23 protein-coding genes are annotated in these 22,148 nt (G+C 47.5%); 14 read left to right on the top strand and 9 right to left on the bottom strand.

Annotation, left to right across the window (positions count from 1 at the left end; genetic code table 11):
• Window positions 1–12: 12 nt before the first annotated feature.
• The 4 genes from ACFSVM_RS14730 to ACFSVM_RS14715 form a co-directional block, all read right to left on the bottom strand.
• Window positions 13–1,638 (bottom strand): ABC transporter substrate-binding protein, encoded by a 1,626-nt coding sequence (locus ACFSVM_RS14730; protein WP_076314886.1) that lies wholly within the window; start codon window positions 1,636–1,638, stop codon window positions 13–15.
• Between the two features lie 257 nt (window positions 1,639–1,895).
• Window positions 1,896–2,111, bottom strand: coding sequence for a hypothetical protein (locus ACFSVM_RS14725; protein ID WP_076314887.1), 216 nt, complete (start codon window positions 2,109–2,111; stop codon window positions 1,896–1,898).
• A 114-nt stretch (window positions 2,112–2,225) separates the two neighbouring features.
• Window positions 2,226–2,666: a nickel-responsive transcriptional regulator NikR gene (gene nikR / locus ACFSVM_RS14720; protein ID WP_076314888.1), complete on the bottom strand. Its 441-nt coding sequence runs from the start codon at window positions 2,664–2,666 to the stop codon at window positions 2,226–2,228.
• 102 nt (window positions 2,667–2,768) lie between these two features.
• Window positions 2,769–4,370 (bottom strand): glycoside hydrolase family 28 protein, encoded by a 1,602-nt coding sequence (locus tag ACFSVM_RS14715; protein ID WP_371264575.1) that lies wholly within the window; start codon window positions 4,368–4,370, stop codon window positions 2,769–2,771.
• Window positions 4,371–4,724: 354 nt separating this feature from the next.
• On the opposite strand from ACFSVM_RS14715, the gene ACFSVM_RS14710 reads away from it, so the two are divergent.
• The 7 genes from ACFSVM_RS14710 to ACFSVM_RS14680 all read left to right on the top strand — a co-directional run bounded on the left by ACFSVM_RS14710 (window position 4,725) and on the right by ACFSVM_RS14680 (window position 9,148).
• On the top strand, window positions 4,725–5,453 hold the full coding sequence (locus ACFSVM_RS14710) for an amino acid ABC transporter ATP-binding protein (protein WP_083656122.1): 729 nt from the start codon (window positions 4,725–4,727) through the stop codon (window positions 5,451–5,453).
• Window positions 5,454–5,487: 34 nt separating this feature from the next.
• Window positions 5,488–6,360, top strand: a complete 873-nt coding sequence (locus ACFSVM_RS14705) for a glutamate ABC transporter substrate-binding protein (RefSeq protein ID WP_090725828.1) — start codon at window positions 5,488–5,490, stop codon at window positions 6,358–6,360.
• Window positions 6,361–6,433: 73 nt separating this feature from the next.
• On the top strand, window positions 6,434–7,159 hold the full coding sequence (locus ACFSVM_RS14700) for an amino acid ABC transporter permease (RefSeq protein ID WP_090725830.1): 726 nt from the start codon (window positions 6,434–6,436) through the stop codon (window positions 7,157–7,159).
• A gap of 30 nt (window positions 7,160–7,189) precedes the next feature.
• Complete coding sequence (locus ACFSVM_RS14695) at window positions 7,190–7,843, top strand: amino acid ABC transporter permease (RefSeq protein WP_076314893.1); 654 nt, start codon at window positions 7,190–7,192, stop codon at window positions 7,841–7,843.
• Window positions 7,844–7,982: 139 nt separating this feature from the next.
• Window positions 7,983–8,366: a hypothetical protein gene (locus ACFSVM_RS14690; RefSeq protein WP_090725832.1), complete on the top strand. Its 384-nt coding sequence runs from the start codon at window positions 7,983–7,985 to the stop codon at window positions 8,364–8,366.
• A 168-nt stretch (window positions 8,367–8,534) separates the two neighbouring features.
• The gene (locus tag ACFSVM_RS14685) at window positions 8,535–8,828 is read left to right on the top strand and encodes a hypothetical protein (RefSeq protein WP_083656124.1); all 294 of its coding nucleotides are present in this window, start codon (window positions 8,535–8,537) and stop codon (window positions 8,826–8,828) included.
• Window positions 8,829–8,992: 164 nt separating this feature from the next.
• A complete protein-coding gene (locus ACFSVM_RS14680) occupies window positions 8,993–9,148 on the top strand; it encodes a hypothetical protein (RefSeq protein ID WP_177178771.1) in 156 nt (51 codons plus the stop codon).
• Window positions 9,149–9,258: 110 nt separating this feature from the next.
• Here ACFSVM_RS14680 and ACFSVM_RS14675 read toward each other — a convergent pair whose 3' ends face one another.
• The gene (locus ACFSVM_RS14675) at window positions 9,259–10,005 is read right to left on the bottom strand and encodes a Crp/Fnr family transcriptional regulator (RefSeq protein WP_177178772.1); all 747 of its coding nucleotides are present in this window, start codon (window positions 10,003–10,005) and stop codon (window positions 9,259–9,261) included.
• A gap of 250 nt (window positions 10,006–10,255) precedes the next feature.
• On the opposite strand from ACFSVM_RS14675, the gene ACFSVM_RS14670 reads away from it, so the two are divergent.
• From ACFSVM_RS14670 to ACFSVM_RS14660, 3 genes are all read left to right on the top strand, one after another.
• Window positions 10,256–10,708, top strand: coding sequence for a GAF domain-containing protein (locus tag ACFSVM_RS14670; protein WP_090725836.1), 453 nt, complete (start codon window positions 10,256–10,258; stop codon window positions 10,706–10,708).
• A 118-nt stretch (window positions 10,709–10,826) separates the two neighbouring features.
• Window positions 10,827–11,480 (top strand): response regulator, encoded by a 654-nt coding sequence (locus ACFSVM_RS14665; protein ID WP_076314896.1) that lies wholly within the window; start codon window positions 10,827–10,829, stop codon window positions 11,478–11,480.
• Window positions 11,473–12,585 (top strand): PAS domain-containing sensor histidine kinase, encoded by a 1,113-nt coding sequence (locus ACFSVM_RS14660; RefSeq protein ID WP_076314897.1) that lies wholly within the window; start codon window positions 11,473–11,475, stop codon window positions 12,583–12,585. The genes ACFSVM_RS14665 and ACFSVM_RS14660 overlap by 8 nt, the downstream gene beginning before the upstream one ends.
• Window positions 12,586–12,778: 193 nt before the next feature.
• Here ACFSVM_RS14660 and ACFSVM_RS14655 read toward each other — a convergent pair whose 3' ends face one another.
• The gene (locus ACFSVM_RS14655) at window positions 12,779–14,011 is read right to left on the bottom strand and encodes an MFS transporter (protein WP_177178780.1); all 1,233 of its coding nucleotides are present in this window, start codon (window positions 14,009–14,011) and stop codon (window positions 12,779–12,781) included.
• Between the two features lie 406 nt (window positions 14,012–14,417).
• Here ACFSVM_RS14655 and ACFSVM_RS14650 point away from each other — a divergent pair, with 406 nt between their 5' ends.
• The 3 genes from ACFSVM_RS14650 to ACFSVM_RS14640 are packed head-to-tail and all read left to right on the top strand — an operon-like array spanning window position 14,418 to window position 16,028.
• Window positions 14,418–14,870 (top strand): Lrp/AsnC family transcriptional regulator, encoded by a 453-nt coding sequence (locus ACFSVM_RS14650; RefSeq protein WP_076314962.1) that lies wholly within the window; start codon window positions 14,418–14,420, stop codon window positions 14,868–14,870.
• Window positions 14,871–14,885: 15 nt separating this feature from the next.
• Window positions 14,886–15,473: a chromate transporter gene (locus ACFSVM_RS14645; protein WP_076314899.1), complete on the top strand. Its 588-nt coding sequence runs from the start codon at window positions 14,886–14,888 to the stop codon at window positions 15,471–15,473.
• A gap of 3 nt (window positions 15,474–15,476) precedes the next feature.
• Complete coding sequence (locus tag ACFSVM_RS14640) at window positions 15,477–16,028, top strand: chromate transporter (RefSeq protein WP_047912475.1); 552 nt, start codon at window positions 15,477–15,479, stop codon at window positions 16,026–16,028.
• A 107-nt stretch (window positions 16,029–16,135) separates the two neighbouring features.
• Here the strand turns inward: ACFSVM_RS14640 and ACFSVM_RS14635 are convergent, their stop codons facing one another.
• Complete coding sequence (locus tag ACFSVM_RS14635) at window positions 16,136–18,508, bottom strand: Ig-like domain-containing protein (RefSeq protein ID WP_090725838.1); 2,373 nt, start codon at window positions 18,506–18,508, stop codon at window positions 16,136–16,138.
• A 223-nt stretch (window positions 18,509–18,731) separates the two neighbouring features.
• Here ACFSVM_RS14635 and ACFSVM_RS14630 point away from each other — a divergent pair, with 223 nt between their 5' ends.
• Window positions 18,732–19,325: a class I SAM-dependent methyltransferase gene (locus tag ACFSVM_RS14630; protein WP_090725840.1), complete on the top strand. Its 594-nt coding sequence runs from the start codon at window positions 18,732–18,734 to the stop codon at window positions 19,323–19,325.
• Between the two features lie 339 nt (window positions 19,326–19,664).
• Here the strand turns inward: ACFSVM_RS14630 and ACFSVM_RS14625 are convergent, their stop codons facing one another.
• Both ACFSVM_RS14625 and ACFSVM_RS14620 read right to left on the bottom strand, forming a co-directional pair.
• Window positions 19,665–21,641 (bottom strand): heparinase II/III family protein, encoded by a 1,977-nt coding sequence (locus ACFSVM_RS14625; protein WP_090725841.1) that lies wholly within the window; start codon window positions 21,639–21,641, stop codon window positions 19,665–19,667.
• A gap of 226 nt (window positions 21,642–21,867) precedes the next feature.
• Complete coding sequence (locus ACFSVM_RS14620; protein WP_305954055.1) at window positions 21,868–21,948, bottom strand: putative holin-like toxin; 81 nt, start codon at window positions 21,946–21,948, stop codon at window positions 21,868–21,870.
• Between the last annotated feature and the right edge of the window lie 200 nt (window positions 21,949–22,148).

The raw sequence follows: 22,148 nt of genomic DNA, 5'->3' as shown, positions 1-22,148 counted from the left end.
GTCTGTCTTGCATTATTCCGATCCTTCCCAGAACCACTCTTCGATGTTAGAGGTAATTGGCCATCCGTGACCGTGCGGATGAATCTGCTGCTCGCCGATATTAAGCCCTTCACGCACCAGATAAATATGATCCACGTTAACGAGCCATGCCCATGGCGCGTCACCTTGGAAGCTAAAGCCTGTCGTTCCATCCCATAATGCCTTCTGCCAATACCCCCACGCTTCCTCTTCGTCGGTTGCCTTCATTGCCTTGTCCATCCAAGCATCGACTGTAGGATTGCTGTATTGTCCAGCATTGTAATATCCCACCCCGTTATTGGTACTGGAGTATAGATTGTAGGTTTCCAGCGGATCATGACTTCCCCACCCGAACAGCACCGGATTTGCGTACATCAGCTTCTGTACTTCTTCCCGGCTCTTCCCTTCGACCTCAATCTGAATACCCGCCGCCTTCACCATATCGGCTACAGTCAGGGCAATCGACTGTCTAGTCATGTCTCCGGCAAAATAATACAGCTTAAAGCTCGCTTCAAGCGTACCTTTCTCTACAATTCCATCCTTATCTGTATCATGCCATCCTGCTGCTTCCAGAATCCGCCTCGCTTCTGCCGGATCCCCGTCCGCAAACTGTGCTTCCTCACTGCCCCACGGCAGATCATCCGCTACAGAGTATGCCGGACGACCATACCCCTCCAGCACACCTTCCACCAGCGCCTCTCGGTCAATCGCCACATTCACAGCCTTCCGGATCGCCGCATCAGCGGTTACATCATTGCCGGTCATTATCCCTTCTGAGGTTGTCCCTCCTGCCGGATTGTACGGAAATACAATTCCACGATTGTCTACGGTTTTCACCGCTTCAAGCTTCATGCCCGGAACCTCTTGTCTAGTAAAAGCGGCCGGAATCGCTGCAACATCCACCGTACCAGCCTGCGCCGCAGCATAGGCCGCGTCTTCCTCCAGGAACAAGAAGGTCAAGCGATTGAAATACGGCTGTTCCCCGTAGTACTCCGGATTCCGCTCTACGATGACCTGCTGGCCCTTGTCCCACTGCACCAGCTTATACGGGCCCGAACCGATGGGCTGCTCCGCGTAGCTCTCATCATAAGCATGCTCAGGCACAATGCCGAGTGTAGTCAGAAGAGATATAAACGTTGACTGCGCTTCTTTTAAAGTGAACACTACCGTCGTATCATCCGCCGCCTCTACTTTCTCCATGTTGGTTAGATCAATGATGGACGCGCTCTTCGCGGCTGTCTCGAAGGTAAAGGCTACATCCTCTGCTGTCAGTGCCTCACCGTCCGAGAACCGAACATCCTCTCTCAGCTTGATCGTCCAGGTCTTGCCATCCTCGCTTACTGTATAGTCGGTTGCCAGATCATTCACCACATTAAGATCAGCATCCCTTTTAAGTAATGTACTTTGAAAGAGAGGAGAACCATATTGGCCCCACCCTGTTGTCGGGTCATATCCTGCCTCCGTCTCTGTACCGATGGCCAGAATCAGTTCGTCCCTCACTTCAGGGGCTGTATCCTGGCTTTGTGTGACTATATTCTCTTCCCCCTGGGTACAGCCTGCAAGAATGATTGAGAATGATGTTGCCATAACTAACATGGATTTTAATAAGCGAAGCTTCATTGGACCGTTCTCCCCCGTTTTTTGCATATATTTAGATATCGTGCTACAAATTTCACTAATTGTAGCACGATATTCAAACAGTCATCAACCATATTTTGGGCTAAAACCACTGGTGGCGTAATGAAAGTTGACATAAGTCAATCATGCGAGAAAAAATCAACTTGGAGAGAAATCATAAACCGAATAAAAAAGAGGATCCACATTCGCCATTAGGCAAATTGAAGATCCTCAACTGATATATAGACTGCAGCTATACCTTAAGAAGCACAGTTCTCACATTCAAAATAACGATTGGATGCGTCCATCGTTTTGAGCAGTTTACCCACGATGACATCCTCCAGGTCTGTAAATTCAAGATCAGCGATCCGCTCACGGACAGCTTCTTTTGCCTTCTCTTCAGACTCCTCTACCCAGCTGAATTCACCGCGGAAGCCAGTGGATTGTAGTTCATATTCGAATAGATAGCGGTTCATCTAATATTCCCTCCCATTTCTATATCGCAGCTTAAAAATACCAATATAATACAACAGATAGTGGCAACCTCTATTGTATACCCCTATATATAGTCTGTAAAGAGGGATAGCTGCTTAAATATGTGAATGGGCTTTCTCAGCATCATTAAACGTCACAGACAGCTCAGCATAGTGTACACCCTTCTGAACCTGGATCTGTTGATGCAATGAGCGAAGGCTGCTGACAGATCCGCGAACAGCAATGACTTCAAGACACTGATGATGATTTAGATGAACGTGCATATTTGAAATAATGTCTTGGTGATAATGATGCTGCAATTCCATAAGCTTACTCGGCAGCTCACTGGCATGATGGTCATAGACCATCACAATCACGCCGGCAACCTGCTCGTCCGAATGCAGCCTTGAAGGCTCGAGCATCGTTCTTCTAGCCAGATCACGAATGGCTTCCGAACGATTCTTATAGCCCTGTTCCAGTATATATTTGTCAAACTGCTCGATCAGCGGCGTTGGGAACGCTACACCGAATCGAGTCAGCTCTTCCTTATCATTCATAATGGACCCTCCTGTCCTTCAGTTAAGCATCATATGAACAGAAGTTTAACACAGGAGCTGGTTTTGAAATATAGAAATGAATCCTGACCGCTGACGGCCGCTTTATCTTCTCCGGATCAGCGAGCCGCTTCGTACGCCTGGGCCTGCTGATATTTGGCATTCTTCCTGCCCGCTTGAGACTCCGTAGACAATGCCGGTACTATCTGACCCTGTCACCATGAGCAGCCTTCCATCAGCTCCTAGTCCATCGATCTCAGACAGCTCTACACCACGGCATTGGTGCAGGCTGACAAGAGAGCCCTGATCCACCTTTGCTGTAATATGTGTCAGCTCCAGATGCTTGGCCTGAGAACATATAAACCCGTTTGCCGCGTGTACGTGGTAATTGTTCACACTTATATCTTCCACAGGCATTTCAGCGAGACCACTTACGTACATTGCAGTTTGGGCTCCGCTGCATACCACCTCACGAATGGAAATGTTACGAAAAATCGGCGTCCCCTCGCCCACGGCATAGATCTTCTCATCTCCTCGGCCCGAACCTTCCTTTCCCTCATAGAAGAGCGAGAAGGAAATGGCCTCCTTTGTGATATCAAGCATCCGGATCCGCTCAATGATAATATCCTCTACGATCCCGCCGCGGCCTCTCGCGCTCTTAAAGCGCAGACCGATATCGGTTCCCATAAACATGCAATCGGAGACTCGAACATGCCGAACGCCTCCGGACATTTCGCTGCCGATGACAAAGCCGCCATGCCCATGATAGACCGTAGAGTGGCGAATGGTCACATATTCAGTAGGGATGCCAAGCTCGCGCCCCTCTGCGTCTTTGCCTGATTTAAGACAGATGGCATCGTCTCCGACATCGAAGGAGCAGTACTCAACGAGCGCATGCCTTACTGAATCCAGATCGAGCCCGTCCCCGTTCTGTGCATACCAAGGATTCCTGACGTTTACTTGGCGAATCGTGACATGCTCACAGGCCCATGGGTGCAGGTTCCAGGCCGGGGAATTCTGAAAGGTAACTCCTTCCAAGAGCACTCGCTTACAACGGCGCAGACTGAGCAGATTAGGACGCAGATATTCATGAGCTGGCTCATAAGCTGCCTTATCCCGCACACCGGAGGTATGCAGTGCTTCTGTGAAGGACGCCCCGTTCATTGCCCGTTCGGACGGCCACCATATGGAATTACCCCCTCCACGCTCATTAACGGCACCACCGGAGGCGACGAGTGCTTCCCAGGCTGAAGCGGTGAGCTTGTTCTGCTTCACGGGTCTCCATGCGTCACCGCTTCCATCGAATATACCTTCCCCGGTTATAGCCACATCTGTGAGATTCTCTCCGTCCAGCGGAGATCTTGAGCGTATCGCCTGACGTCCTTCATAGCTTGATAGAATAAGCGGATAATCTGTATATTCTCTGCTAAACCGAACCAGTGCCCCCCGCTCTAAATGCAGCTCTGTTCGGCTCTGAAGCAGGATCGGCCCTGTCAGCCATATACCGGCAGGGATAATGACTCTGCCCCCGCCCGCCTGAGCACAGGCCGTCAATGCTGAATTAATATGATCCGTATTATCGTATAGACCATTGCCTATAGCACCAAAATCCACAATTTGAAATTCTCGCTGCGGAATATCCGGCAGTTCGACATGATACAGAGCAGCTTCGGTCCCATCGATCTCATGCACATTCAGTTCCTTCACAGGCATCAAATCTCCTTTGCTTTTATATTAATGAAGTGCAGGATTCCATCGCTCTCCCGTGATATATTCGCAGCTTCTCTACCATATTCCTTGCAAAAAAGATCATATTTTTTAAAATATTGCTTATTTATGTTTTAAGACCCATTTTATAGACAATGCCAGCACCTCAATTTCATTATTCCTAACAAGCAACTCACATTCATACAACAAAAGTACTAGATCAATTGCTACTTATGTAATGTTTCATGACAAATAGATTGCTCTACTCTTTGGTCTTATTGTATCATTATATTCATATTTCCTTTATATTCCTTAGATGGATGAGTAGAAATAGAAAAGGGCGGTGATCTCCCATTGATTGAGTTTAAAAATGTTAACAAACATTACGGCAGCTTTCACGTACTCAAGAACATCGACCTCCAGATTAAGGAAGGCGAAGTCGTCGTGATCATCGGCCCTTCCGGTTCAGGCAAGAGTACCCTGCTGCGCTGCATCAATCGTCTGGAGACGATATCTGGTGGAGAGCTGCATGTCAGCGGTGTTCCTCTGCATCAGCGCAAGATCGACATCAATAAATTCCGCAAAGACATCAGCATGGTATTTCAGCATTTTAATCTATACCCCCACAAGAAGGTTATTGAGAATATTACACTGGCTCCCATCAAGGTGAAGAAGGAGTCCAAGGCCGCTGCAGCTGAGACCGCGATGAAATATTTATCCCGTGTCGGTATTGCAGAGAAGGCGGACAGTTATCCCAGCCAGCTCTCCGGCGGACAGCAGCAGCGTGTAGCCATCGCGAGAGGACTCGCCATGGATCCCAAAATCATGCTGTTTGACGAACCCACCTCCGCACTCGATCCCGAGATGATCGGCGAAGTTCTCGATGTCATGCGAACATTGGCGAACTCGGGGATGACGATGGTGATCGTCACACATGAGATGGGCTTCGCCCGCGAAGTAGCCGACCGGGTTATTTTTATGGACGAGGGACAGATCGTGGAGGATGCTGCCGCAGAACAATTCTTCTCTAACCCTAGAGAAGAACGCGCACGCCAATTTCTCAGCCGTTTAATCCATCATTAATTCATAAATGATAAAAAAAGGGGTGTTTTTATTTATGAAAACAAAGAAGAGATTTAAAGGCTCCAAGCTCTCGCTCTTATTCATGCTTATGTTTGTTATTGTACTCGCCGGCTGCGGCAATGATGAAGCATCGCCAGCCACAGGCTCCTCAGGAACCTCAGGCGGCCAGGAAGCATCGGAGAATATCGATACTATCGCAGCGATCAAGGAACGCGGCAAGGTCATTGCAGGTGTTAAATACGACACCCGGCTGTTTGGATTGAAGGATCCTATATCCGGCAATGTCGAAGGCTTCGATATCGATATGGCCAAGGCGCTCGCCAAGAAGATACTCGGCGATGAGACAAAAGTAGAGCTGAAAGAGGTCACCTCCAAGACCCGGACACCGCTTCTTCAGAACGGCGAGATCGACATCATCATCGCGACGATGACCATTACCGAGGATCGCAAGAAGGAAGTGGATTTCAGTGATGTTTATTTCAATGCAGGTCAGTCACTGCTTGTAGCCAAGGGCAGCCCGATCACAGGGATCGAAAGCCTGAATGCGGATACGACAGTACTTGCAGTTAAAGGTTCAACCTCTGTTACAAATATCAAGGAGAAAGCGCCGGATGCCAAAGTACTCGAGTTCGAAAACTACCAGGAAGCCTTCACTGCGCTGAAAGCGGGCAAAGGCGATACGCTGACCACAGACAACTCCATTCTCCTAGGTATGATGCAGGATGATCCGAACTACGAGATGGTTGGAGACATCTTCACTGACGAGCCTTACGGCATGGCCATTCGCAAAGGCGATCAGCAAATGGTCGATACCGTCAACGAAATGCTTCAGGAGATGAAAGACAGCGGAGAATATGATGAGCTCTATGAAAAATGGCTGGGAACAAGTCCGCCAAGCGCGGAGTAACCCGTATAAACATCCTTTCGTAAGGGCGGCTCGGCCGCCCTTCTTTATTTGCAACTAAGAAGGAGGGAATCCGATGCCAGAAATTGATATAAGTGTGCTATGGCGATACTGGGATGATTTCTCGGCAGGCTTTCTGAATACGCTGAAGATCAGTCTCATGGCGCTTACCGGCAGCTTTCTGATCGGTGCCGTTATCGCCGTATTTCGCATTGCTCCCATCAAACCGCTCAACTGGTTTGGTGCGGCCTATGTTGAATTCATACGTAATATTCCACTGCTTGTGACGATATTCTTTTTCTATTACGGGCTCTCATCTGTAGGACTCAATCTGGATGGCTTTGTATCCGGGACACTCGGTCTGACCATCTACACCTCTGCCTTTGTGGCCGAATCCATTCGTGCAGGGATTCAATCCGTACCCAAGGGGCAGCTGGAGGCTGCACGCTCTTCAGGTCTCAGCTACATCCAGACGATGGTGCATGTCGTTATGCCTCAGGCTGTTCGGATCGTGCTTCCCGCCATGGGGAACCAGTCCATCAATCTGGTGAAGAATTCTTCCATACTGGCTGTCGTTGCAGGACTTGATCTGATGTATTTTGCAGACAGTGTCAATTCAGCTACCTTCCAGACGCTATCGGTCTATACCGTTGTTGCTATTCTCTATCTCGTGATCACACTTCCGTTAAACTTCCTTGTCCATTACTTGGAGAAACGCTTGAATCAGCGCGAGATCCGGAATACAACCCACAAACCGCGTTCACGCAAGCTGTCAAGAGGACTGGACAGGCCGCTTAACTAGCTTCTTCAGACGTGAAAGGAGGAGGACAAAATGGATTTTGCAGGCGCTTATACCTGGCCCTATATACGATTTCTTCTTGAAGGCTTCATGCTGACATTGCAGGTCGCCGGTGTCGCCATCCTGCTCAGCTTTGTCGTTGGCATCATCCTAGGCACCATTCGATATACGAAGTTTCCCGTTATTTCGCAGATCGTTGCCGTGGTCGTGGATACGATCCGCAACCTCCCGCTCTTTCTCATCATTCTGGTGTCATACCTGATCCTTCCTCAGTTCGGCATCAACATGTCCGTATTCTGGGCTGCTGTATTCGGACTGACGATATTTGAAGGCTGTATGATCGCTGAGATACTCCGCGGCGGACTTAATTCCATTGATAAAGGGCAGATTGAGGCAGCGCGTTCCTCGGGTCTCAGTTATTTTCAGACACTGCGTCTGATTACGCTCCCGCAGGCTCTGCGCCGAATGGTGCCTCCCCTGCTCAGCCAGACCATATCTTTGCTGAAGGATACTTCACTTGCTGTTGCCATCTCCTTGCCGGAGCTGATGAATCATGTACGTATTGTCGGAGGCCAGAATCCAGATTTCTACCTTCCGATGATTGTTTTTGCCGCAATGCTTTACTTTATCGTCAATTATTCACTATCACTCTTTGCCCGGAGACTGGAGACCCGCGTCGACGCTTAATCGTCTTATGGGTACAGGCTGGATAAGTGAAACTGCACCCCGATTGTTAGATACTCACTAACAGTTGGAGGTGCAGTTTTTATATGATTAAATAGACTTTGAACTGTATCCACTAGTTAGCATAGGAGGATCAATCATTTTGAAGAAAAAGAAATGGATCTTATCGTTTATTTCCTTGTTTATTATCATTTACATTGCATTCGGCTTTTGGATAGCGAGTGATACCAAACTAATTTTAGAAAAATCTCTTGAATCTGATGATGATTATACCGAATACATGAGCCAATCATTTTTTGATAACACCAATTTAACAGCAAGAGGCGATACTTCAAGCCGTTTTACATATCATCCTGAAAATCATAAAATAGGCACTGTTTTTCCACTACATTTCTTCTTCATTTCAAAAGTATTTGTAACGCATGAATACGATCAGCCTGACTTCGGATTTCGTGAGACACTCACAATAAATCTAAAGCTTATGAACGGGCATTGGTATGCTTTAAACGTTAAATTTAATCCGTAGCGGCTCAGGCAACCCCATACCCTTCTTCAAGTCAAACAAAGCGCAGATCATCCTTTTTTCTCATTTCCACACAGAACCTGAATATCCTATTCATAAGGATTGCCAGGTTCTTTTGTATGCATCGTCTTGAAGATGTCGATACTTGCAATAAAAGGAGGCTGCCTTGACGTGAACACCTTGTTTATTGCCCTGTTTATTATTCTACCCTTCATTCTGAGTGCCCTTTCTCTGCTCTTCAAGCCGATACAGAGAGTGCTGCACTTCATTGCCTTGTTCTGTTTCTATGCTGCAGGGGTGTGCCTGCTGATCTCTGTTTATCACACGAATATGAGCGGCATGACCTTCACGACGCAGATTCATCACATCCTGCTCGACCCGCTGTTCGTCATTCCTGCGGCTTATCTTGGAATCTACATTCCATTCCTAATCATTACGTACCTTCTGATCCCCAAAAAGAAATGACCATTGGCACGGATTATTAAAAATAATTCAACAAAATACAGATTAACAATTGCAATTTGATGAGAAAACATGCATAATAAAATCATTGATAATGATTATCATTATTGTAGGTTGTCTTCGTGACAAACTGCAAATTTCTTATATAAAGGGGACTCTAAGACAGAATGAAAGCATCGGTAACCAAAACAACACTTCAGCTTGATGATTATCTGGACCTGCTTAATCTGGCGGTGTCCATTGGCGACGAGAAATGGCAGAAGGAAATTATTCGCAAATTGTCTTATACTTACCCTGCAAAAGCCGCTACCCATATGAAGTAACTCATACTTAACGCACATATAGAATCGAGAGCCTGCTGTCGATTCTTATCCAATTCAAAGACACCCATTCCAGAGCGGCGGGTGTCTATTTCATTTATCCAACGATTATTTTATAGTCTGCAAATTTTCGAAGAACACACATGATTCGAAGGGCAGCCGCAAATTTCATGCAGCTCCTTCAGCTCACGAATGAGTATTTTCCCTTGGGTCACTTCAATGATCCCTTGATCCTTCCATCCGCTCAACGTCTTCGTCACATTCTCACGTGTCGCCCCAATCATCTCAGCAAGATCGGCATGGTTCAGCTTTTTCATAATTAGAATTCCTTCCGGCGTCGCTTTACCATAACTGTTGCTCGCTCTCACCAGCATCGATGCCAGCGCTCCCGCCTTGCCGTTCATTAGCAAATCGCGCAGCTTAAGCTGCGTAATCCGCTGCATCGTTCCCATCCACCGAATGAACTCCAGCGCTATATTTCCGTTCTCACTAAGGAGCTTCTCCAGATCATTCATCATGATGACCCCGACCACGCCGCTCTCAACCACTTCCGCCCCTTGCCCGTAGACTTCACCGTCTACACCGCCGAACTCCCCTAGCAGATCGCCGGCATGCATGAAGGACAATATGATCTGCTTCCCGTCCTCGCTCATCTTGGTCATCTTGATCCGACCAGATTTGACATAATAAATCGCTTCTACATCGTCACCTTCGTAATACAATATTTCTCCGGCTGTGATTGTCTTGGGCTGCATGATGCTTAGAAGGGCTTCTTTAACCAACGCCTCTCCTTGAATGTCCGTTCCGCCAATACCACTCACCGTCGCCACACGTCTCCTTTGATTAAGTACGATTGTCATCTCCATCCGCCTCCACTCGCTCTTTGATTCTATTGTACCGTGTGCGGGACCGGGCTGTGATCAGGGAAACACCTGATTTTTGAAGTGAATTCCCCCTAAATTCATCCATTATTTCTCTAAGTGAAGTTTTTCACTGCCGCCGTATACATTTACGGTAATGATTAATGTATGAATCCACTTCGTTCATCATTAGAATAGTCAAGTTAATTCGTATAGATGTGAAAAAAACAAAAAAAGGATGTGATGACCCATGCACCGCTTAACCCTATTGGACGAAGAGGCTTTAAACCGTTTGCATCAAAATTTAACCTCCGACTTTACTGCGATCGTGCTTCTCACAAAGCCTGGGGGCAAGCTTAGGGTCATTTCAAGCATAGGCCGTCGCAGCGAACGCACGAGCAAGCTGGCCTTCCGCCCAAGCCAAGGAATAGCCCAGCATGTATTTAAGTATGGGCGTAAATATATAATTGATGGATCCAGTCTGGACCTGTCCGGGCTCCGCCAGACCTGCCCCCTCCTCCTCGCTGAGCGGCTGAAGAGCATCATCGCCGTACCGATCCTGCATTACAAACTACCTGTCGGTCTGATCATTACCGGCCATCGTTCTAACTACACTTTCACCGACACCGATATTAAACGAGCACAGAATGAAGCCAATGTTATTTCTCAATCTGTAAACGCGTTTTATCCTGTATCTCCCTAATCATTCACACACCTCTGTATATAAGAGCATGTTGATATGGATTCGTCTGTGCAGCGTTTTCCTGTGTGTAGTAGAATGGTAGTTAGATGACACTGTCAGGGAAACGGAGGAGAGTCTATTGATTAGGATCGTGATTGTAGATGACCACGTCGTCGTTCGTTCCGGACTCAGCGCACTGCTGAACGGCAAACATGATATCGAAGTGATCGGCGATGCTGCAGACGGTGATGAAGCCATTACCAAGACAGAGGAGCTGAGGCCTGATGTCGTGCTCATGGACTTCAGCATGCCTCCAGGTAAGGATGGTCTCACCGCAACAACAGAGCTGAAGAAGAAAATGCCCGATGTCCACGTCCTTATTCTTACCATGCATGATGATGAAGAATATTTGTTTCGCGCCATTCAGGCAGGCGCATCCGGATATATTTTGAAGAGTGCACCGTATGAGGAGCTGATCACCGCTATTCGTTCTGTTGCGGAAGGCAGCGCATATCTATATCCCAGTGCAACGAAGAAGCTGATGCAGGAATACTCTGAAATGTTACGCCGGGGAGATACAGACGGACCGTTCGAATCTCTATCTGAGCGGGAAAAAGAAATTATGGCCTGGATTGCCAAGGGCTACTCCAATAAAGAAATTGCCGAGCATCTCGTCATCAGCGTGAAGACGGTCGAATCTCACAAGAGCAACCTAATGGATAAGCTTGGCTTGAAGAGCCGGCCAGAGCTGGTCAAGCTCGCCATGAAGAAGGGACTGCTCTCTTATGACTGATCAGCAGCAGAGCTTTACCACCCCGTTTGGCAGCTATTCAGTTGATACATTACTGACCGAAGTGGATCGGCATATCGAGGAACTCACTGTCAAAACAGAGCTGAAAAGCGCGCTTCGCGAGCTCAGCGACCTGAAGCTCGCGCTCGACGAGTCTTCAATCGTTGCCCTGACCGACCAGAGGGGAACGATTCTGTATGTCAACGATAAATTTTGCGAAGTGTCCAAATTTTCCAGAGGAGAGCTGATCGGTCAGGACCACCGGATTATCAACTCAAAATATCACAGCAAGGAATTTATGAAGGACATGTGGCGGACCATCGGTCAAGGTAAAGTATGGCATGGCGAGCTACGGAACATTGCGAAGGATGGCAGCATTTACTGGGTGAACACAACGATTGTCCCGATCTTGAATGAACAAGGAAGACCCAAGCATTACCTCGCTGTGCGAAATGAGGTTACCAAGCTCAAGGAGGTTGAAGCCGAGCTGCAATCTATGATGAGCAAAGTGATCAGCATCCAGGAGGAAGAACGCAAACGCTTCTCACGAGAGCTTCATGACGGTCTCGGGCAGAGCCTCTACTCCCTCGTCATCCAGATTGATCAGCTTGCTTCGAGTCAGAGCGAAGGGCCGAATGACCTCGGGCCTCTGCGGGATCAAGTCACTTCCATTATTGAAGAGGTTCGAGGACTTGCCTGGCAGCTTCGCCCCTCTGTGCTCGATGATCTCGGTGTCGTTCCTGCCATCCGTTCTTATATTGAGAATTATCGTAATTACTACGGGATCGAAGTTACCTTCGAATGCAGTCTGCACCGTCGTCTGCCCCATCATCAGGAAATCGCTGTCTATCGGATCATTCAGGAGGCGCTCACCAATACGGCGAAGCATGCCGATGCATCCGAAGCCAGTGTCAGTATTAATGACAGCGCTCATGGGCTGACGATTGTCATTGCTGATCAGGGCGAGGGCTTCAATCGAGAAATCCCTGGAGCCGGCGTCGGTATGTTCAGTATGGAGGAGCGCGCACGAAGCGCGGGCGGAACCCTATCGATTGAAACGAGTATTGGCGAAGGCACGAGGATTACGTTGTCCTTCCCGAATAAATAGAACAAATGAAAGACATGCTGCTCGCAGCATGTCTTTCTGCATCCACATACATCCTTGTATCCTTATACAACCTTGCATCCTCATACATCCTTATGTCCTTATATGTGTTAAGACCTCCTTCTCTTCTGTTCTCACCTTCCCTCTCTCTGTCAGCTTGTTATCTGATTTAATTGGTTAGGAGCCATACACTCACTTATTTGGTTGCCGCAATTTGAGGAGCAGCTACCTTATTCTTCACGCCTGCGTCCCCTTTGACGAACAAGAACAGCACCCCTCCGATGAGCAGAAGAACGCCGGATAGATAGAATCCTACCTCAATGTTCCCTGTAACGTCTGACAAGTAGCCTGTAATATACGGCGCAAAGATCGAGGAGAGCATGCCTGCAAAGTTAAAGAAGCTGTAAGCTTTAGAATACATATGAGACTTCGTGTTATCTGCTACAAAAGAGATCAGAATCGGATCCAAAGCCAGCTTGCCTACGAAACCATAGATGATTAGTCCAACAATCATGAGCGAATAATTTTCAACATAAGGAATGACAAATTGGCATATTGCACCGAAGAATACGAGGATAAGAATAAGCGGCTTCTTGTTCTTCGCCCGATCGGACAAATAACCGAACAAGATCGCTCCCGGAATCGAGGCCCACGGAACCAGCGAGGCAATGATACCCGTCTCGGAGCCCTCAAGACCGCGTGACTCCTGCAGATAGAATGGCAGCCAGGTCATCATTCCGAAGAAGCCGTAGAGTGAGCAGAAGATGAGAACATACGTTAGAATGTGATTTCTAGTGAAAAGATCGCGGATATTCCCCTTCTCTGCCGGTGCTGCGGTTTCCGATTGAACCACTTCTTTGCTGCGGTCGTCTTTGACGAATACAGCAATCGCAATGGCCACGAGAATCGTCAGCACTCCGAATAGATAAAAAGTGAACTGCCAGCTCATGCCGAGCTCGAAGGTAAAATAACTGGAGGCGATAAAGCCAAGGGAGATGCCGAGTGCCATGCCGCTGTTGATCAGTGCCGAGGATACGCCCCGATACTTCTTGGGGATCGCATTAGCTGATATACCGTACTGGGGACCGTAATAGGTTCCTTCTCCAAGCCCGGTAATTGCGCGTATAACGAGGAATACAATAAAGCCGGGAGCAAATCCACTGAGAATGGTACCAATTCCAAACAGGATGTAGCCGGCTACAAGCACCTTCACTCTACCGAAGCGGTCTGCCAAATAGCCCGAAGGAATCTGCATTGCAGCATAAGTAATAAAAAACACCGTCGACATTAGACCCAGCTCTGTGTTATTTAATCCCCAATCCTCCCCAATGACACCCATGACCGGAGATAAAATATTGCGATCTGCGTACATAAAAGTCCAGCCTAATGCAAACAAAATGATAAGTACCACAGGATTACTTGTCTTCAAGGATTTCATCACAAATCACTCCCTAATATAGTATGTAAATTTTAATGACACAAAAATATATAAATGGGCTAATTTTCGAGCTAAAACCTCCTTATCATTAAAAAAATGCAAACAATAATAATGAAGTCGAGATACAAGTGTCACTTAAACTAACATGTTGAAAGAATATCATGACCTTTTCATAGTAGTCAACAACGTTTTGAAAGCAACAGGAATATAAAATGAACATTTCGAATAAAAATTATTGACTTATCTTTCGAAAAGTTTTTAAATAGGCAATGTGAGTTACATAAAGATGGTTTTGGAATGAAATAATGTGCTTTCAGCTTACATCATGTAAGAAAGGTGGTTTTTTGAAGTGAGTGAGGAATTTTATGTAAAAAAGAACTCAACAGAGATTCCGCATATGCACAGTCTCGATGAGATAGATCGCAAAATATTAATTGCACTGCATCAGAACAGCCGGATTTCCTATACGGATCTAGGGCAGCAGATCGGACTATCGCGCGTAGCCGTCCAAGCTCGAATTAACGCACTCGCTGAGAAGGAGATTATTGAACGCTTTACAGTTGTCATTAATCCGGTCAAGGTGGGGTTGTCCGTGTCCGCCTTCTTTAATGTGGACATTGAGCCCATGTATTTAGATGAAGTAGCTGAGCGGCTCGATCAAGAGCCTGCTGTAACAAGCTTGTACCATATGACAGGTCCGAGCACGCTGCACATGCATGGTATTTTTGCGGATATGGAAGAGATGGAGCAATTTCTGCTTGAGAAATTATACAAAATGCCCGGGATCGTCAAAGTCGAATCCCAGCTGCTGCTCAAACGCTACAAGAGCCGCATGGGCATGCGCTTATAGGAGGGAACACCTACGATGGACTTACAGCCTTACAAGGAACTTGCGATTGGGATGGCCAGAACAGGCGTGCTTGGCTATGGAGGCGGCCCGTCCGTAATTCCGCTCATTCGCTATGAAGCAGTGACCAGATACAAGTGGATGGAAGATGAAGAATTCGGGGAAACACTCGCGCTCGCGAATGCACTTCCCGGTCCAATTGCCACCAAGATGGCAGCGTATCTTGGATACAAGAAGAAGGGCGTGCTTGGCGCTATTATCTCTGTACTCGCTCATATTTTGCCTTCAAGCATCGCGATTGTCGCTCTACTCGGTGTCATGTATACCCTGAAAGACTCGAAATACATAGCAGGCATGATTGCCGCCGTACGTCCTGTAATTGTCGTCATGCTTGGAATTATGGCTTACGAATTTGCGACGAAGGCCTGGAAAGGGCTGGGCAAGGGGTTCGCGATATTGTTCGGCGTGCTCGCGTTTGTCCTGCTTCAGCTGCTTCAGGTTCACCCGGGTATTGTCGTCATCCTCTTCCTCGGCTATGGCATGCTCCATTTAAATCTGGTGCAGAAATACAAGCGGAATAAACAGAACGATAAAGGAGTGTCTTAAGCGATGGAACGTTTGCAAACATGGTGGGAACTATTCTGGGGCTTCTTTGTCGCGAATGTACTCGGTTACGGCGGAGGACCTGCCTCCATTCCGCTCATGCAGGAAGAGATCGTTAATCACTATAACTGGATGACGAATGAACAATTCGGTGACGTCCTTGCGATCGGGAATGCCCTGCCGGGTCCAATAGCGACGAAAATAGCAGCATTTGTCGGCTATCAAGTCGCCAGCTGGCCGGGGTTTATTATTGCGACCTTCGCTACCGTCGTTCCTTCAGCAGCAGCCCTGATCCTTCTGCTCAGTCTCCTGAATAAATACCGTACCTCGAATGTCGTGAAAGGCATGACACTGCTCGTACAGCCTGTAATTGCTGTATTGATGATCCTGCTGACATGGGAGATGGGTGTCGTCTCTGTCGAGGTCATCAACTTGTGGCAGACGCTCGCTATAGCTGCGATCGCGCTATGGGTACTGACCAAGACCAAGATTCACCCTGCGCTTGTCATTCTGGCGTCTTTTGCATATGGTGCACTGGTCATATCTCATACGATATAATGTAAGGTATAAAAAAGAGGCGCTCCGGTCTCCTGCTCCCTATGGGACAGAACTCCGGCAAACGCCTCTTTTTTATAATCAATTCATTTTATTATAGAATCTATAAACTACTCTGTAACAATAACGCTGACCTTCGTCTTCTCTCCAGCAAAATCAACGGTAATTGTTGCTTTACCTTTACCTGTGGCCTTAACCACGCCATCCTTCACCGTAGCAACAGTGATGCGGGAGGATTTCCAGAGGGCAGGCTTGGACACATTGGCTTCCGTACCATCTGCATAAGTAGCTGTAGCGATGACGCTGGCAGATTTGCCTTTTTTCAGCTCCAGCACAACCTCATCGGTTTGCAAATACTTGAGTGTATCGACATCGAGCGGAATGCTGACCGATTTGGTTCCGTATTTGCCTGTGATTTTGGTCTTGCCATATCCTACAGCTGTTACTTCTCCCTTGCTGACCGACGCTACTTTGTAGCTGCTTGCCTTCCATTCAGCAATGTCAGTGACATCGCGGGAGGAACCATCGCTCAGGAATACCGTGAGCGTAATCTCCGCTTTGTCTCCTGACTTCATGGACAGAGATTCCACCGAAGCCTCAATCCGATCGATATCATCCACTTCTACCGATACCGTAATCTTCTGCTCGCCGTACTCTGCCGTAATCGTGGACTTGCCTTTGCTGTATGCCGTAACGAGTCCTTTCTTCACATCGGCAACGCGAGCGATGCTTGATTTCCATATTGCATCATTACTTACATCCTGTTCATTTCCATACTGATCAGACGCCGTCAGCTTGATTTGATAAGTTTCTTTGGACAATAGAGCAACAACAGGTACATCGGCGGACAAGCCGCTTGCCAGGCCTACTTCTACAGACATCGTGTACGACTTACCGTCATACTTTGCCGTAATGTTTGCCTTACCTGTTGCAACGCCTGTAATCAGCCCCTCCGACGAAACCCCAGCGACCTTCTCATTACTGGAGCTCCACTCTGCTTCCTCATTGATGACAACCTCACGGTTATCTCCATCGAGCGCATAAGTGGCGATCAAGTTCGCCTGCAGTGTACCCGCTTCAGGTAACGCGCCTTTCTTATTTTGAAGCTCTACCTTGGTCGGGATATCGACACTGATTGCAACTTGGACGGTTTTGCCGCCATAAGAGGCCTTGATCGTTGCTTTTCCTGATTTATAAGCATGTACGTTACCTTTAGACACATAAACGATATCTGGTTCACTGGAAGTCCAGTCTGCCTTGCCTGTAACCTCTTCCGTTGTACCATCCAGGTAAGTTGCATTCAGCTTAAAAGCATGCGTGCCGCCTACCGTCATCCCCAGTTCTTCTTCCATGATATCCAGATATCTTGCCACTTCAACGTCTACCGGAATTTCGATGCTGCGATCTCCGTACTTGGCTGTAATTGTAGCTGAGCCAGAAGCATTGGCATATACTTTGCCATTAATGACATCAACTACTTTTTCATTACTGGATGTCCATGTCGCATGATTGGTAACAACCGTTTCCTTGTCGTCTGGATATACTGCCGTCAGGCTCAGATTGTCTGTATCTCCAATCTTCATAAACAGACTCGGCTTGTTCACGGTCAGCTTACGTGTCTTATCGACATCTACTTCCAGCGTTGTTGTCTTGGTTCCATACTCCGCTGTAATCGTCGCTGTTCCAGCCTTGTAAGCAACCACTTTGCCCTGATAAGCATCTGCTACCTTCTCGTTGCTGGAGGACCATACGGCCTCTGTGGTTACATCCTTGGTTGATCCGTCCGGATAGGTAGCAATCAGCTCCACTGTCTGCTCTTCTGTTAGAAGCAGGGATAACTTAGCGTAATCTTTAACTTCAATGCGTCTTACAACTTCTACATTCACATCAAGCGACACACTTTGCTTGCCCAGCTTGGCTGTAATTGTTGCCGTACCCGCAGATAAGCCTCTTATGCTTCCGTTAATGACTGTAGCTACTTTGCCATCCGAGGACGACCATTCCGCCTTATTCGACACCGCTTCCGTAGTGTTGTCACTATAGATGGCTGTAAGCTCTATCTCCTCTGTGTCCCCGATGCGAAGATCCAGACTTTGTTTATCCTTTGTCAATGCCTTTACTTTCTTCGTTACTTTGACTTCAACTGCCTGGGATTCTCCTTCATAAGCAGCGACAATTGTCGCTGTTCCCTCTCCCTTGGCTGTGATCGTTCCGTTATATACCGAAGCGACTGTACTGTCTTCACTTGTCCAATCTGTATTCACCGTTACATTGCTCGACTTACCATCACTGTATACGGCTGTCGCCGTAAGCGTAATCGAATCTTCCATTTCCAGATTCACTGTGTTCGTCGATAGCACAAGTTTGCTTAGTTCAGCATCTGCAGCAGAGACGCTCTTCATGGAAGTCAGTCCTGTCGTTGATAGAATCAGGAGCAGTGCCATAAATACCGTGAACACTTTTGCATAGCTATGCTTTAACATGATTTCCCCCCAAATATGAATAAAAGTATTGTCTTCTCTTATGTCGGTCAGGGGTGAGCAATTAATTAGTTTTATAAGTCTTTTTTATGTAATGAATTCACTTCAATCTCCCTATGTGAAGAGTGTGCCGCGAGGTGCAGACGGCTGGAGCATGGAATACGACAATACAAAGCATACCTGGGGCAGGATGTCGCATACGTTACAGGAGAGGAGGGAAGTACATATGTCATTTGACTATATAGGATATTGGGAGAACACTTACAAGAACGGGGGCAACTCCGGAGCTGGCTCGTACGGGATGCTGGCTGAATTCAAGGCAGAGGTCATTAATCGAATCATTGCATTGCATAAGCTTATGCGCGTTATTGAATTCGGCTGTGGAGACGGCAATCAACTGAGCTACATGGACTATAAAAAGTATCTCGGGCTGGACGTATCCGCCTCTTCCATTCAGATGTGCGCGAAACGATTCGCTTCCGATCCTTCCAAGAGCTTCATGTTATACAACCCAGGCTCGTTTCTCAATCAGGGGTTTATAGAAGCCGACCTTGCTGTATGTCTGGATGTGCTGTATCACATTACCAACGAAGAGGACTACATCAGCACGCTTCGAGATCTGCTCAGCGTATCGGCCGATTGGGTGATCATCTATACGCGAATAACGAATGCCCATTCTGCCTCGGGAGTAGAAACCATTCAGGATCGAAACATATTTGATTACTTGGCGGCATTCCCGGAGTACAAGGTAGAGGAGATCATTCCACAGCGTTATCCGGACTTATCCTCTGCTGATTTTTTGCTGCTGCGAAAGGCTTGAGCACTTTTGTTTTGAAAAAATTATAATTTTGTCTCTTTTTACTAACATTTGATGTGTATAATAGCTAATGATGCCATTATTAATTAAGGATCTTCATCCATCGCACGCAAATGAATAGGTAAAAGGAGTTTATTATGCTACAAAAGTTAGTGTTCTGGACCGTGGGCGCCGCTGTCATCATCAGCATCGTGGTGCTGTCCATTTATTTCAACAGCGGAATTGTTCCACAGGATACGATTCAATAGTACACAAGATCATTGGCCGCTGAAAAAGGCTGCGAGAGCATAGGTTTCTCTGCAGCCTTTTTTGATTTTATTTAATTATGCAGTTCTTCATTATTTATTGGAGGTCATGCTCTCCTGCCCGCATTTCAAACTCTAGCCTGCAATGTGTTTCAAGCTCTGCAGATGGAGCATTCCTATGTGCAAGGCAGGTCGTATAAAAAGTAAACGGATGTCCATCATGATCCACATGATCAGTAGAGTACATGGACACCTCCAGCAGCTCCGGATCATAGCTTAACTGAAGCACGGCCCGCGTCCCATACCAATACACTGTTCCTTTTTCCACAATTACCGGCTTAAAGCGGCTGATCAGCCGCTCCTCAAAATGCTTCTCCTCGCCACTCCAGATGAACCGATCTGTCAGCTCTATCGTGACCGTGTCCTCGGCAGGAGGACAAATCCACTGTGCATAACGGGTATAGCGAGCAAGCCCTGCATCGGGATAGGCCTCTGTCAAATCCAGCTCTACCTCAAGCCCGAGCTCATTCGTTCTCTGCATGATGGTTCTGGCGCGATATTCATTACCGCTTCCTTGCATAACCCTGTTAATGACAGGAACATTGTGCCCGCCGGACGATATGTTAATGATCTGCTCTCTTCCTGCTTGAAAGTATGCCTGAGTATACATCCCTGCACCAAGGTCACACAGGATATTCTCTCCGCCTCCATGCATTATAAATTGACCCAGATCATTATGATTATGCGGCTCTCCGTTATGCCCGCCTTTGATGGCAAATCCATAGGCTAGAGGTCTCTTCTCATGCTCATGCTTATGCTTATGCTCATGCTCATTCTGATTCGCTCCCGATCGCTCAGCGCGGCAGATCCACCATCCGAGTTCGTTGAATACACTGACATTCGAATGAGAGGAATTATGCTCCTCCACCTTCATCGAGAGTTCCACGACCTGAGCCTCTTCTCCAGCTGTCCACAGTCCATTTCGCAGCACATGCGCCCATCGCCTCACGGGATCACTTAGCAATCCCGGTACAGCGTCATAAGGAACGACTCGCGATCCAGTCCGCTCCATTAGACGATGAAGCAGACCTGTGGGGAGCACCTCCTTCTCACCACTATCGGAGAAATTGACATACACACCTTGAGACAGGTGAATTCGCTCTGGGAAACCGGCTATATTGCGGGGGTGGGCTGATGCCAGCAAATCCAGCCCGCCATTCGTCCGCTCTCTCAGCATTTCCGAAAAATAAGTGTAGTACCCAAAGCCGTACACCCAATATCCCAGTCCCTCCGCACATCCCCCATCTGCTCCATAGCCGCTAAGAAAGGATTCAAGCGATGCACAGACCTGCTCAATGGCAGCTGCAAGCTCGTCTGCATCATCCATGAGTAAGAGTGCAGCCATCCCGCTCCCTCCTGCACATACAGCCGACCAGTTGTGATCGGCCCGCCTCCAGAAGAAGGGCTTATTCTGTATGAACACCGGTTCAAGTACCCGCTGCCGTACTTCTCTTCTGATGCGCTCTGCTATCCGGCGATCCAATACATCTTCATACATATATAACAGCTCAGCGAGTGTCTCCGCCGTCTCGGCAGCAAACAGATCCACCTCTGACACCGGATCGCTCTCTGCCGGAAGGTGGGCAGTCAAGCACCAGGTGTACTCTCCGCAGACATCCCAGAGAGCATCCTCCAGAGCAGCTAGATATGCCCGCTCTTCATCGCTGTTCGCTGCTACAGCTGCCTGAATTCCTAGAGCCGCAAGCCTTGCTCTGCGTTCAAAGTATACGTCCTCATAGCCTTTACGCGCGCCTGTCTCTGCAAACTGGCGGAAGTTAGAATAGGTGAGCGGAGGCAGCGGCTCCTGCATGGCGACCCGTGCCGTTTCGGCAATCTGCTGCCAGTACAGACTGAATTCAGGCCTATCTGTCGTCTCCTGCAGCTGTGCCTTCCAATCTGCTGTCCCTAGCAGGGAGGCCGGCTGTTTGCTGCTGTGGACCAAAGCCTCTCTGATCTGGCTGCTGTCAACGTTCAAGTATGGAGGCCTGTCGCCTGTCAGTTCAACATTCTTCATATCGATCCTTACCACCTTTGCATAGGATAGTATGTATTCGTTTACATTTTTTAATTGATATCGTCAATGAATTAAGACCTACAAAAGGGTTATAAAATGAGTTATACTGTGGTAAGAATAAGTAAGGAGCCGTGCTGGAACACGACTCCACTGTACAATAACTGCATAAAGAGCAGTCGGCCACACAGTTAGGTCGAGAATAGACCGTTACCCTGCCGAGGGCGGTCTATTTTTTCATGTAGGAAAGAAGCGCCAAAATGAACATACCGAACATGAACATTAAGGAAAGTGCATCTTTAACCTCCACGGGCATCACCTCCCTTCTGGGAGACTAGCCGACCGCCCTTCTAGCCGTATACTGTACTAGCAAATTATAGCATAAAAGGACAATTAAAAATCCAGATTTATACATAAATCAGATCATCTACCGTAAACTACTCAAAGAACAGCTCATCCACCATAAGGATCAGCTGTTCTTTAATTTTATGGAACTTTTTTTCATATAAC

The organism is Paenibacillus shunpengii, from assembly GCF_042684905.1.
Lineage (GTDB): Bacteria > Bacillota > Bacilli > Paenibacillales > Paenibacillaceae > Paenibacillus > Paenibacillus shunpengii.
Note: the sequence above shows the minus strand (reverse complement) of the source record. Positions and strands in the feature narration are given on the sequence as shown.